Origin of the sequence: Heliomicrobium undosum (genome assembly GCF_009877425.1) — a bacterium.
GTDB lineage: Bacteria > Bacillota > Desulfitobacteriia > Heliobacteriales > Heliobacteriaceae > Heliomicrobium > Heliomicrobium undosum.
In genome coordinates this window covers 263,950-276,330 of record NZ_WXEY01000004.1, presented here as the reverse complement: position 1 = coordinate 276,330, position 12,381 = coordinate 263,950, and the positions used below count along the sequence as shown (strand labels likewise).

The window sequence follows — 12,381 nt, the reverse complement described above, 5'->3', positions numbered from 1 at the left end:
AGTTAAGATAATTTATTTCACTTAATCTGAATGGAGGCGCTCTTCTACCACCGTCTTTCCTCCATTGCATTGCCGGAGTGAGGCCCTCCTGCTTTTCCGTATTCATTTCCCGCCGTTTACCGTTTATTGAATAAAGCATAATTGACTCAATTTCCAGTGCTTGCTATGATCCAAGTATCGCATGTCACAATAATGAAGAAGAAAGGGGTAAAAACGGTGAGTGAACAACAGGCCTCCCTCGGCAACATCACGGCAACGGTCGGTGAAGTCTTCCATGTGGTGCTTGAAGTCATGGGTGGAACGGGGTACTCCTGGGCGCTGGCCCACATGCCCGACTGTGTGAACCTGATCGACATCACCCAGGAGCATTCCCAATCGCTGAAGTTCGGCAACAGCGAGCGGCAGATCTATTCCTTTGTTGCCGTCAACGCCTGCCAGAGTTTCCTCAAGTTCAATCTGATCCGCCCCTGGCAGCCGTTGGAGGCCGCCCAATCGCGGACCTACGCGCTGATCATCACGGAACCGAAGAAATCCGAAAGCGAAGAACTGGAAGAAAGCATCGCTGGCAGGTTTGCCGGCGCCCCAGCAGTTGGATCCGGCGCGGATGCGTCGTCCAATGTCATGCTCTATATGGCGCCCTTCCGCTATTCGATGGACCCGGACGCTTCCAACGCAGCGGACTGCGCGGCTTCCTCCTGCCTCGGCCCCATCCAGCCGATGTACATGCCTCCCCTTGGGGTCAAGTACGCGCCGCCCTTTACGCCCATGTACTTTGCGCCGGTCCTGAAGTACGCCGCTCCGCAGGTGCTGAAATACGCGGCGCCGCAGGATCCTGCCAACGCGCTCAAGTACGCCGCCCCGCAAATCGCGAAATACGCCGCGCCCGCTGATGTGACGACGGCCGTTCGGCCCTATGAGGCGCCCTTCGTTGACACCGGAATTCTCAAGTATGCCGCCCCCTGTGAGGAAGTCAACGGGGTTGTGAAATACGCCGCCCCCACCGGCGTAAAGTACGCCGCGCCCGTAGCGGAGTACATGGCCCCCACCGCCCCCTGCTGCGAGGAGACGGAAGCAGAGAAAACGGAAGAATAACCGGAGGTAGCAACATTGCAGTATAAACCCTACGCCGCTGTTTGGGAAATCACCATGGGCTGCAACATGCGCTGCAAACACTGCGGTTCTGCCTGCCGGTCGGCCTTGCCCGACGAACTGACGACGGAAGAGGCGTTGCGCCTCTGCGACGACCTGGCCGAACTGGGGCTCAAGTATGTGACCATCTCCGGCGGTGAACCGCTGACCCGAGGCGACTTTCACCTGATCGCCAAGCGCCTGAAGGAAAACGGCGTCATCCCCCACATCATCACCAACGGCTGGCTGCTCACAGAGGAACTCATCGACAAGGTGGCTTCCATCGGCATCGGGACTTTCGCCATCAGCCTCGACGGGACCCGAGAGATGCACGACTACATGCGCATGCCCGGTTCCTTCGACCGGATCATGGCGGCCTTCGATCTGCTGAAGAAGACCAACCTGACCACCGCTGCCATCACGACGGTCAACAACAAAAACATCGGCGAGTTGGGCAAAATCCGCGACATCCTGATCGAAAAGGGCATCAATCTCTGGCAGATCCAGATCGGGCTGCCCATGGGCAACTTCGCCGACTTTGACGAACTGCTCCTGGCGCCGGAACAGATGGATGACATCATCGACTTTGCCTACGGCATGCTCGATGAGAAACGGATTCGCCTCTTTTTGGCCGACTGCATCGGCTATTACAACGTGAAGGAGATCGCCGTCCGCGACCGGACCTTCGACGCCTACAACGTGCAGTGGCAGGGTTGCAGCGCCGGCAAGAGCAATATCGGCATCCTGCATAACGGCGACATCGTCGGCTGCGCCTCTGTCCGGGACAGGCAGTTCATCGAAGGCAACATCCGCCAGACACCCTTGAAGGAGATTTGGAACGGCGAAACCAGCTTCCTATGGAGCCGGACCATGGCCAAGTCGAAGTTGGGCGGTCTCTGCCGCAAGTGCGCCTACGGCGACCGTTGCCTCGGCGGCTGCCCCAACACGCGGCTGACGATGAGCAAGAGCATCTACGCCGAGAACATCTACTGCTCCTACCATGTGGCGATGACAAAGTCGCTCAAAAAGGTGTCGGCCATGGGCGATCCGGAGAAGCTCTTCCGGTTGGGCCGCGATTTTGCGGAAAAAGGCAGCCTGCAGCTCGCCGAGATGACCATGGCCCGCGCCCTGGAACTCGCTCCGGGCAATGCCGAGATCCTGAAGTACTACGGCTTTGTCAGTTACATGCTCGGCAACTACGATGACGCCCTGATGGCGAACGAACAGGTCCTGGCGGCCCATCCCGATGATGTGTACGCCAACAAGGGCATGGGCCTGACGCTGGTCAAACTGGGCCAGTTGGACGAGGGCATCGAGTACCTGAGAAACGCGACTCGCCTGACCACGCCCGCCAACCTGCATCCCTACCATGATCTGGCGGTGACCCTGATCGAGCATGATCGGGACGAGGAGGCGCGGCAGGTGATCGCAGAGGCCACGGCCAAGTCGCCTGCATTTTCGACCATGGCCGAAGGTCTCTACCGCATGATCAACGAGAAGGCCTCGTAAAAAGCGCGTCACACCGGAAGGGCAGCGTCGCCACGGTATGATTCGAGGCGGCGCTGCCGGCGGCGGTCGATGGAATGACTGCATCGGTGATGGTTTCGGAAAAAAGGAAACATGGAGCAGGACTGCGGTTCTTGCTCCATGTTTCCTTTTTTTTCGAAAAGCGACGCGACGTTTCGGCAAAGCATGCGCGTATAGGTTTCTCGCTGTAGGACATGACGCCGTAGTGCAGATCAGATCCCATGCGTCGCCGATTGATCAGGAGCATCAGGTGAAGGGCGTAGGACTTGGCCAGGTAGAGGATCACTCATTTGGCTATTTTTTACATCCCGGTTGATGAATCAAGCCTTCCGGGAAGGCTCCACCACTCCCGTCTGCTTCAAGTTTGTCGACTGCACCGCCATGACCGCCCCCACCACCGTGATGATCCCCATCCCCGAGTCGTCCATGTCGACGTTAAACTACACGGTCCGGTGCTGCGCTGTCGAATGCATGGCCTAAAGCCGCGCGATGTCTTCCTTTTTTAACTTTATAAAAGGGCGGCCTGTGTCGCCGGTCTCTTTCCCTTCATAGATTGGTTTGCCCCGTTATTTTGCTGGATCAGGGTGGTGCCCATGGAGCATTCCGCTGTCGCCTGCCGCGACCGGTGCCTTGACGCATACGAAAAGGGCGACTGTGCGCTGGCCCTGGAACTTGTCGACCAGGGGCTGGCCCGCTATGACGATTATCCCGATCTGTATTTCCTCAAAGGGTTGATGCTGCAGGAACTGTCCCTGCTGCCGCAGGCGGCGGCCTGTTTCTCCCGCTGCACCCGCTTCCGGCAGATCCCTGCCGGCTACGATTCCTGGGAGGGGATCACCGGCTATCCCTCTTTGTTCCCTTTGGCCGAGATCAGCGCCCGGATTGGCGCCGTGGAAGCGGCTGCCGAATTCCTGCAGCAGGCCTGGGCCGAAGGAAAGGACCTGGCGTCGCGGTTCGACGATTTGGACCGTTTCGCCCGCTTGCTCCACAAACGCGGCCTCGAACCTGCGGCGATCGCCGCGCTGCTCCAGGAACGCCTCCCCCTTGATGATATGGCTGTCGCCCGGATGCTCTACCGGATGGGCGAGGTTGCAGCGGCGCTGGCCAGGGTTGAGCAGGCGGCGGATAGGCCGACGTTGCTGTTGAAAGGGTTTTGCCTGCTGGCCTTGGGCCGGCATGAGGAGGCCGAAAAGGCCTTTCAATGGATCCCCCTCGATTCGCCGTCAGGCATGGAGGCCCTGATCGGGCGGCTGATCTGCCTCTGGCGCAGCGCCGCCGTCCATCCTCTCGCCATCACCAAACTGCTCGGGGAGTATGCCGCCGACCGGGGGCATCTCATGGTCGCCAAGGAACTGCTCCGTTCCGTCCTGGAGGAAGGGGCTGACGCGCCGGCTGCGGCTGCCGCCCATGCCTGCCTTTGCCGGGTCAAGGCTGCCCGGGGTGACGCTGAAGCAGCCTTTACCCACAGCCTGGCAGCGATGCGGCTGGCCCCGGAGAACAGCGCCTGCGCGAAGGCGGCTGTCGAGCAGGCGCTGCCCCAGTGCCGGACGCTCGTCGCCGCCGCCCTGGCTGAAGAGGGTGAAAGCGCCGTTCTGCGCCATACGGCGATACAACTCCTCTCGACCCAATGTCAGATTCGTCGCTTGAGGGAGGCCCCGGTCCATGGGGACGAAAACGCTTAGCCTCTGCATGATCGCCAGGAACGAGGCGGAGAACATCGGCCGCTGCCTGCGCAGTGTCGACGATGTGGTCGATGAGATCATCGTCATCGACACCGGCTCTACCGATGATACGATGGGCATCGCAAGCCGTTTTGGCGCCCGTGTCATCGAGTTTCCCTGGCGACAGGATTTCAGCGCCGCCCGCAATGTCAGCCTGGAGAACGCCACCGGCGACTGGATCCTGATCCTCGACTGTGACGAGGAACTGGACCGGGAAAGCCTGGCGGAGTTATCGGGGCTCATCGAAAAGGGAGATAAGGAAGCCTATTTGATCATCCTTGTCAACCGCCTGGCCGAAGGCATCCGGATGAACGCCCCGGCCCTGCGCCTGTTTCGGAACCGGGAGGAGTACCGCTTCTGCGGCCGGCTCCACGAGCAGGTCGTTCCTTCCATCGCTTCCCGCAGCGGCCTGGCGTCGATCGGGCGTTCGACGGTGCGCGTCATCCATCACGGCTACAGCGATCATACGCTGAATCAACAGGCCAAGGTGCGGCGGAACATGGAGATCCTCCAGTCCTGCCCCGTGGGGGAGCGGGACGCCTTTTTCCTTTACAACCTGGGGACGGAGCATATCCGGCAAGGGGAGTGGCAAAAAGGCCTCGACTGTCTGTTGGAGGCCCTCAAATCGACCCACCCCGGCCAGGGCTACGCCCCCATGCTGGTCAAAAAAATCGCCACCCTGTTGATGTCCTTGCGCCGGTACAAGGACGCCCTCGACCACATTGCCCGCTTTCAGCGCCTGTATGGCGATTTCCGCGACCTTGATTTTTTTGAAGGCCTCTGCCATCTCAACTGCGGCCGTTATTCCAGGGCGGTGGAATGCCTGCGGCGTTACCGGCAGCGCCCTGCCTCGCCCGGTTGGTTTGCCGCAGAAGGCTCTTATGACGAATCCACCTTGGAGGCGCTGTGCCGGACGGCGGAGGCGAAGGCCCTGCGCGCCGCCGAAACCGTTGTGGCAAGCGCTGCGGGCATCGGGCAGACCGGGCAGACCGGGGACAGTTCGGCGGCAAAGCGGTCGCTCAGTCTCTGTGTCATCGGCAGGAACGAAGCGGCGGCCCTGGGCCGCTGTCTCCGCAGCGCTGCTGAGATCGCCGACGAGATCATCTACGTCGATACCGGTTCGGACGATGATTCCATGACCGTCGCCGAACAGTTGGGTGCCGCTGTCCACCCCTTTTCCTGGAACGACAGCTACGCTGACGCCAAGAACGCAGCTATCGCGGCGGCGACTGGCGAGTGGATTCTCCTGCTCGATGCCGATGAGTTCCTCCCCGACGGCAGCCGGCTCGGTATCATCGAACAACTCCGTTCGGCGGACCATGAGGCTTACATCCTGAAGGTCTGCACCTTCCCCGACGGGAGCCTGTCCGTGGAAACCTGCCGGATCGACGGGCAGTGCCGGCTGTTTCGCAAGCAGGGTTACCGCTTGACGGGCCATGTGGGGGAGGATCTGCTCCCTTCGCTCCAGACGGCGGGGAAGCGTGTCGGCGTCTGCGCTGCAGAGATCCATCACCTGCACGGTCTGGCCGATGCAGCCCTTATCGAGGAAAAGCACCGCCGGAAGGTGGCGGCCATCGAGGCCAGGTTGGGCGACGACCCCCTCCGGCGCCACTTTGCCCTTGGCGAAGCCTTCTGTTTTGCCGGGGAATATGCCGAGGCGGCCCGCCGGTTTCAGCGCTGTGTGGAGCATCTGGACGCCGTCGAACAAGATAGCGCGGTTACAGGCCACAGGGCGGAAGGCAGCGCTGCGGGAGGTGAACCCGTTGACCGGGCGCGCCTATGCTACCTTTACGGGCTGTCGCTGATGCATTCGGGCGATTGCGCCGCAGCCGCTTCCCTGCTGGCGCAGGCCAGCCATGTCTTTCCCCGTTACACCAATCTGGTCTACCTGCAGGCTGTCGCCTGCTTCATGCTCGGCGAGATGGCGGAAGCGGAGCAACTCTTTGACCGGTGCCTGGACATGGGGGAAGCCCACTGGCGGGACTATCTGGTCCTGCCTGGCGAGGGAAGCTACAAGGCGGCCTGTTCCCTGGCCGCCCTATACGCCCAGAAAGGTGAAACGGCGGAAGCCCTGGATGCCTATTTGCGGCTCGCTCGCATCCCGCCGGCCTTGGAAACAGCCATGGAGGGCATGGCGCAACTGCTCGATGATCTCCCTGCCCCCCTGGAAAAGGTGCTGGAGGAACAGGGGCTCCTGCAACCAAGGGGACTGGCCGTCATCGTCAAAACCCTGTCCGCCATAGGCCGTTTCGCCGAGGCCCTCCGCTGGCAAACGAAAGCCTGGAACCTCCTCCTGTCGGCGCCGCCGCCTCGCGACTACCGGCCGCTCATCGCGTCCATGGAATGCCTGATCGATGGCCTCATCGCCGAAGGGAACCTTCCACTGGAAAAGTGACCCCTTGGTTTCTCATACAAAAACAGGCGTCCCGTCGTAAGACTGGGGACGCCTGTTCTTTTTGAGCCGCTTCGTTTGAGGAGGGGCTGTACGAGTTGATTCGCCGTTGCCCCCGGTTAAGCCATGTCCTCCTGTCGGCGATACGCCCCGCAAGGGATTGGATTACGCCCGGTTGCTGACTGCCGTGCAGCGCCATCGCCTGTTGCCGGCGGAGATGATGCTGCGCCGGCTCGAAGCCCATTTGAACGAAAACGTGGCCGGGGCGAGCGCAACGGAATGGTTCGAAGCGACAGCAATGCAGGGAAAAACGGCCCGGCCGGAGGGGTCTTAGCGCTCCGGCTATTTGATCAACGGCGACAGTTCCCGGAACAGGGGCGTCGCCGCCTGCTTCATCAGATCGAAGAAGATCGTCTCCACATTGGTGATCGTGGCCCCCATCTCCCGCATCAGGTCGAGCCCGTTGGCGTAGTTGGCGCTGGAACGGGAGCAGATGGCGTCTTGCGCGACGAAAACGAGATAGCCCTTTTGCAGGAGATCCCGCACCGATTGGAAGACACAGACGTGGGTCTCCATCCCCGCCACAATAACCTTGCGCCGCCCCAGATCTTTGAGGCATTCCCCCACCTCTTTCGTGAGGGCGGAAAAGGTGACCTTCTCGAAACGATACGTCCCCTGGAGTCGTTCGTCCAGCGGAGAGGCTGTTTTCCCCAAACCTTTCGGGTACATCTCGATGGCGATGACTGGGATCCCGAGGCGCTGGGCGATGGCGATCAAGGTTCCCGTCTTCCTAATCACCTGTTCCCCCAGGGCCATGGCGGGGACGAGACGCTCCTGAATGTCGATCACCATCAGCACCGCCTCAGCAGCATCGAGGCGGTATTTTTCCGTCCAGTGGCTCACCCTCTCCACTCCTTTTCCTCGCTGTTTAACTCTCTTTTCGCTCTCTATTTCGATGGAACAATGTTTTGCGGCGCATTTTTTTGCCCCCTATTCTTTATGCTAAGCGTACCGGCCATTGCCGGACAAGTCGCAGGCAACGCCTAGGGTGATCATTTTCTTGGAAAAAGGAGGGATCCCATGGCTGAGAATCCGGCAACAGCGGCGCTCAAAGGCAACATGCGCCGGGCTGACGCCTCCCCCTCCATCGCCCCCGGCGATGAGGACGGGGCGCTTGATGCAGCGGCGAAACCGGATGAAATCCGGCGAGGAGACACCACCCCGGTCACCCGCCTCTCTCTCGACGAAGGGGACGGGTAAGGCGACCATCCTGATGATCGCCCTGTTACATCCTGTACAACGAGTTGTTCTTTGCCGCGCGGGTGAACCCCTGTTCGGACAGGCATACTAGCGATGACTGTTTTAATGAAAGGGGGAAATCACTCATGACGGACAAGCAACCGAAAGGCCGCACAAACAACGAGGTCTTCCCGACTGTTATCCCCGGCAGCGAGGACTGGGCGCTGAACGCCGCCGCCACCCCGGAGGATATCGGGCGGGGGCAGAACCCGAAGTCCACTGAATCCGCCCCCAAAGCGTAAAAATCGCTTTTCATTTTAATCAAACGGGCGCAGGGGGAAATAAACAAAGACAGGCGGAGCCGCCGGATGGCGATCTGCCTGTCTTTTTGTGTTCCTGTTATTGCTCAGGGCATATCCGGTGTGGGCCTAGCCTGTTCACGGTAGTCGGTCAGCAGCCGGACAACGCTCTCCCTGTCGGGCGCCTGGTTGATCTCGGCTCGCAGGCGGGAAGCGCCGCGGATCCCTTTCAGGTACCAACTGAGATGGCCCCGCATCTCCCGGACGCCCCGGTCCTCGCCTTTGAGGGCGACGATGTGTTCCAGATGAAGGAGGGCCTGGTTGATCCGTTCTTCCGGCGACGGGGGCGGCGGCATCTCGCCCGTCTCGGCCCAGCGGACCAGCCGGGAGAAAATCCAGGGGTTGCCCATGCAGCCGCGGCCGATCATGACGGCGGCGCAGCCTGTTTCGACGAGCATGCGCAAGGCGTCGTCCGGTTCCCAGACATCGCCGTTGCCAATGACCGGGATGGACACACGGCCGACCGTTTCGGCGATGACGGACCAGTCAGCCTGGCCCGAGTAGAACATCTCCCGCGTCCGTCCGTGGACCGTCAATGCCTGGACGCCAACGGCTTCGAGGCGGGGGGCCAGTTCCGGAGCGACGATGCGCCCAGACGACCAGCCGATCCGCATCTTTACGGTGACGGGGACCTGGACGGCCCGGACGACGGACTCGGCGATTTCGACGGCCAGATCGGGCGTCTTCAGCAGGCAGGAGCCTTCCCCGTTGCGGACGATCTTGGGCGCTGGGCAGCCCATGTTGATGTCGATGAGCGAGGCGCCGGCGGCCTCGACGATGCGGGCCGCCTCGGCCATCACCGCCGGCTCGGAGCCGAAGATTTGAACGGCGATCGGGCGTGGCTCGCCGGTGATATCCAACAGTTCCATCGTGTTGCGGTTGGCGTAGGTGAGGGCCTTGTCGGAGATCATCTCCGTATAGACGAGGGGACAGCGATGATCCTTTAAAACCGCCCGGAAGGGTTTGTCGGTGACACCGGCCATGGGCGCCGCCACAAAAGGCGGGAAAACAGACCAGGGGCCGATGCGCAGCGGCGCAAGACCCTTCGTTTTCACGGCCTCCCGGAGGGCTGCCGCCTGATCCGGATGGGTCGCGCCAGGGGTTATATCAATGACAGGATGGTTCGGCAACGCAGTTCCTCCGATTGACTGAGCGCCGGTTGCGTTCCATTTTGCCCAGTCGTGTTCATGCCACATGGATGCGCCGTTCCCGGCGGTGGATTGCAGTTCCGTCAGGGGATTGCCTGTCTTCAGCAGGTGAATGAACCACTCGGCGGGGCTTGACCGCCTTGGACGGTTCTCTACGATTTCAGCGCCGTCCGTGAGCGCTGGTAGATGATCCGTAGACCCTCCAGGGTCAGCAGCGGGTCGATCATGTCCACCGTGGCCGTCTCCGGGGCGATCAGATCGGCTGTCTCTCCCGTGGCGATGATGCGGGTATGGTCGCCCAGTTCCGCCTTCATCCTGGTGACGATGCCGTCCACCTGGCCGGCAAAGCCAAAGATGATGCCCGACTGCATGCCGGTGATGGTGTTTTTAGCGACCACCCGCTGCGGCTTGACCAGTTCGATGCGGGGGAGCTTGGCCGCTCGGGCGAAAAGCGCCTCTGTCGAGACGGCTACGCCGGGGGCGATGGCCCCGCCCAGGTACTCCCCTTTTTCAGAGATGACGTCAAAGGTGGTGGCCGTGCCGAAATCGACGACGATGACCGGGCCGCCGTAGCGCTCAAAGGCGGCGACGGCGTTAACCACCCGGTCGGCGCCCAGTTCCTTCGGATTTTCCATGGCGATGGGCAATCCCGTGCGGAGGCCCGGCCCCACGATGATCGGTTGGAGGCCGAAGTAGCTGCGGCTCATCCGCTCCAGCGTCGGCATCAAGGGCGGAACGACGGAGGCGATGACGATGGCCTCGATGCGCCCCGGATCGATGTTGTCGAAGCGGAAGAGGTTGCGGATCAGAATGGCGTATTCATCGGCGGTGCGGTTGCGGTCTGTCGACAGCTTCCAGTGGATGCGCAGTTCCGGCTGGGGTTCCAGTTCATAGACGCCGAGGATGATATGGGTGTTGCCCACATCAACGGCCAAAATCATAACCCTGTCCCCCTTCCGGCCGCAGGCTGACTTCGCCGCTGATCAGCCGCCGCAGTTCGCCGCCGCTCTCCCGCACGAGCAATGCGCCGTCGCTGTCAATGCCTTCGGCCTTGCCGACCCATTCCTGCTGGCCGGCGATGACGCGCACTGTCTTCCCCATGCCGGCGGCCCGCTCCAACCACTCAACGCGCAAACGGTCAAAACCGGATGTCAGCCAGTGGTCATAGTCTGCCTCAAAGGAGCGGAGCAGCGCAGCCAGGAGACGCGCCCGGTCCACTTTCTCACCAGTCGTCGCATGGACAGAGGTAGCCACATTCGCCACTTCGCCGGGAAAATCGTCAGGGCCTTGGTTGACATTGATGCCGGTGCCGACAACGAGATAGTTGACGGCTTCCATCTCAGCGTTCAATTCCGTCAGGGTGCCGCAAAACTTTTTCCCATTTAACAAGACGTCGTTGGGCCACTTGATCTGCGGCTGCACGCCGGCCACTGTTTCCAGGGCTTTGCAAACAGCCACGGAGGCCAGCAGGGTCACCTGGGGCGCCAGGCTGAGTGGGACGGCCGGCCGCAGGATCACCGTAAAGTAGACACCGAGCCCGGGCGGGGAGTACCACCCGCGGCCGAGGCGTCCCCGCCCCTCTGTCTGTTCCTCGGCAAGGACGACGGTCCCTTCGGGCGCACCCTGGCGGGCCAGTTCCTTGGCGGTGCGGTTGGTCGACGGCAGGCTCGCATAAAAGTGGTAGTCGCGGCCGAAGCGCTTCGTCTCCAGGAGCGGCTCCACCTCTTCCGGCAGCAGGTAGGCGCTCCGGCTGCGCAGCTTATAGCCGAGGCGTGTATGGGCGTCAATGGCGTAGCCCTCCTGCCGGAGGGCTACGATATGTTTCCAGATGGCCGACCGGCTGATGCCGAGGCGCCGGCTCAAGTCTTCACCGGAGAGGAAGCCTTCGGCCGTCGAAAGGGCCTCCAGGATCGCTTTACGAGACATCGTCTCTCCCCCGCTTGATCGCTTCCACATCAAGGCTGATGTCAAGCGCTTTCACACTGTGGGTCAGGGCGCCCATGGAGATGAGGTGCACGCCTGTCTTGGCGATCTCCACCAGCGTCTCTTCCGAGACGCCGCCCGAGGCCTCGACGAGGGCGCGGCCGCCGATCATGCGCACCGCCTCTTTCATCAACTCCGGGACCATGTTGTCGAGCATGATGATATCGGCGTTTGCCTCCAGCGCCTCGGCGACGCCGGCCAGGTCTTCCACCTCCACCTCGATCTTGACGGTGTGGGGGACGGCCTGGCGCGCCTGGCTGACAGCTTGGTGGATGCCCCCAGCGACGCGGATGTGGTTGTCCTTGATCAACACGCCGTCAAAGAGCCCGAAGCGGTGGTTCTTGCCGCCGCCCATGCGGACGGCGTATTTTTCCAGCATCCGCAGGCCCGGCGTCGTCTTGCGCGTGTCGACGATGCGCGCCTGGTAGTAGGTCACCAGTTCGACGCAACGGGCCGTCTTGGTGGCGATCCCGGAAAGGCGCTGGAGGAAGTTAAGGGCCAGACGCTCGCCGATCAGGATCGACCGGGCGCTACCCTGAACTTCGGCAAGCACGGTCCCCCTTTCGACGCGCTCCCCGTCTTTTACTTTGGCTTCAAAGCTAAGGCCGGGATCGACCGTCTCGAAGACGATCCGGGCCACCGGCATGCCGGCAATGACGCCGGCCTCCTTGGCGTGGATGATGCCCCGGGTCTGGGCATCGGCGGGCACCAAACTCATCGTTGTCAGATCGCCTTGGCCGATGTCCTCCCGCAAAGCCCGAAGGACTGTATCCCTGACTTCGGGTTCAAAGAGTTCCACAGTGGCGCCTCCCTCAACGCTTTCACGCTTTAATTCATCGTTCATAGTCATCGTTCATAGTCATCGTTCATAGTCGTCATTCATG

13 protein-coding genes are annotated in these 12,381 nt (G+C 61.6%); 8 read left to right on the top strand and 5 right to left on the bottom strand.

The annotated features are described in order from the left end of the window. Positions 1-216: 216 nt before the first annotated feature. From GTO91_RS06510 to GTO91_RS06485, 6 genes are all read left to right on the top strand, one after another. Entirely contained in the window at positions 217-1,092 is an 876-nt protein-coding gene (locus tag GTO91_RS06510; RefSeq protein ID WP_161256618.1) for a protease inhibitor I42 family protein, read from the top strand. A gap of 15 nt (positions 1,093-1,107) precedes the next feature. Continuing rightward, on the top strand, positions 1,108-2,637 hold the full coding sequence (locus GTO91_RS06505; protein WP_161256615.1) for a radical SAM/SPASM domain-containing protein: 1,530 nt from the start codon (positions 1,108-1,110) through the stop codon (positions 2,635-2,637). A 333-nt stretch (positions 2,638-2,970) separates the two neighbouring features. Beyond that, positions 2,971-3,135: a hypothetical protein gene (locus tag GTO91_RS06500; RefSeq protein ID WP_161256612.1), complete on the top strand. Its 165-nt coding sequence runs from the start codon at positions 2,971-2,973 to the stop codon at positions 3,133-3,135. Positions 3,136-3,248: 113 nt separating this feature from the next. Continuing rightward, a complete protein-coding gene (locus tag GTO91_RS06495; protein WP_161256607.1) occupies positions 3,249-4,337 on the top strand; it encodes a hypothetical protein in 1,089 nt (362 codons plus the stop codon). Next, entirely contained in the window at positions 4,318-6,771 is a 2,454-nt protein-coding gene (locus tag GTO91_RS06490) for a glycosyltransferase family 2 protein (RefSeq protein WP_161256604.1), read from the top strand. Before GTO91_RS06495 ends, GTO91_RS06490 begins: the two co-directional genes overlap by 20 nt. A gap of 106 nt (positions 6,772-6,877) precedes the next feature. Beyond that, positions 6,878-7,102 (top strand): hypothetical protein, encoded by a 225-nt coding sequence (locus GTO91_RS06485; protein ID WP_161256601.1) that lies wholly within the window; start codon positions 6,878-6,880, stop codon positions 7,100-7,102. An 8-nt stretch (positions 7,103-7,110) separates the two neighbouring features. Here GTO91_RS06485 and GTO91_RS06480 read toward each other — a convergent pair whose 3' ends face one another. Beyond that, positions 7,111-7,671, bottom strand: a complete 561-nt coding sequence (locus GTO91_RS06480; protein WP_328793739.1) for an isochorismatase family protein — start codon at positions 7,669-7,671, stop codon at positions 7,111-7,113. A 177-nt stretch (positions 7,672-7,848) separates the two neighbouring features. On the opposite strand from GTO91_RS06480, the gene GTO91_RS06475 reads away from it, so the two are divergent. Then, complete coding sequence (locus GTO91_RS06475; RefSeq protein ID WP_161256598.1) at positions 7,849-8,028, top strand: hypothetical protein; 180 nt, start codon at positions 7,849-7,851, stop codon at positions 8,026-8,028. A 125-nt stretch (positions 8,029-8,153) separates the two neighbouring features. Then, positions 8,154-8,309, top strand: coding sequence for a hypothetical protein (locus tag GTO91_RS06470; RefSeq protein WP_161256595.1), 156 nt, complete (start codon positions 8,154-8,156; stop codon positions 8,307-8,309). Positions 8,310-8,413: 104 nt separating this feature from the next. Here GTO91_RS06470 and dusB read toward each other — a convergent pair whose 3' ends face one another. The 4 genes from dusB to nadC all read right to left on the bottom strand — a co-directional run bounded on the left by dusB (position 8,414) and on the right by nadC (position 12,296). Beyond that, positions 8,414-9,421, bottom strand: a complete 1,008-nt coding sequence (dusB, locus tag GTO91_RS06465; RefSeq protein ID WP_161256663.1) for a tRNA dihydrouridine synthase DusB — start codon at positions 9,419-9,421, stop codon at positions 8,414-8,416. Positions 9,422-9,666: 245 nt separating this feature from the next. After that, a complete protein-coding gene (locus tag GTO91_RS06460; protein WP_161256593.1) occupies positions 9,667-10,455 on the bottom strand; it encodes a type III pantothenate kinase in 789 nt (262 codons plus the stop codon). Then, positions 10,439-11,440, bottom strand: coding sequence for a biotin--[acetyl-CoA-carboxylase] ligase (locus tag GTO91_RS06455; RefSeq protein ID WP_161256590.1), 1,002 nt, complete (start codon positions 11,438-11,440; stop codon positions 10,439-10,441). Before GTO91_RS06455 ends, GTO91_RS06460 begins: the two co-directional genes overlap by 17 nt. Then, a complete protein-coding gene (gene nadC / locus GTO91_RS06450) occupies positions 11,430-12,296 on the bottom strand; it encodes a carboxylating nicotinate-nucleotide diphosphorylase (protein WP_161256586.1) in 867 nt (288 codons plus the stop codon). Before nadC ends, GTO91_RS06455 begins: the two co-directional genes overlap by 11 nt. Positions 12,297-12,381: the final 85 nt, after the last annotated feature.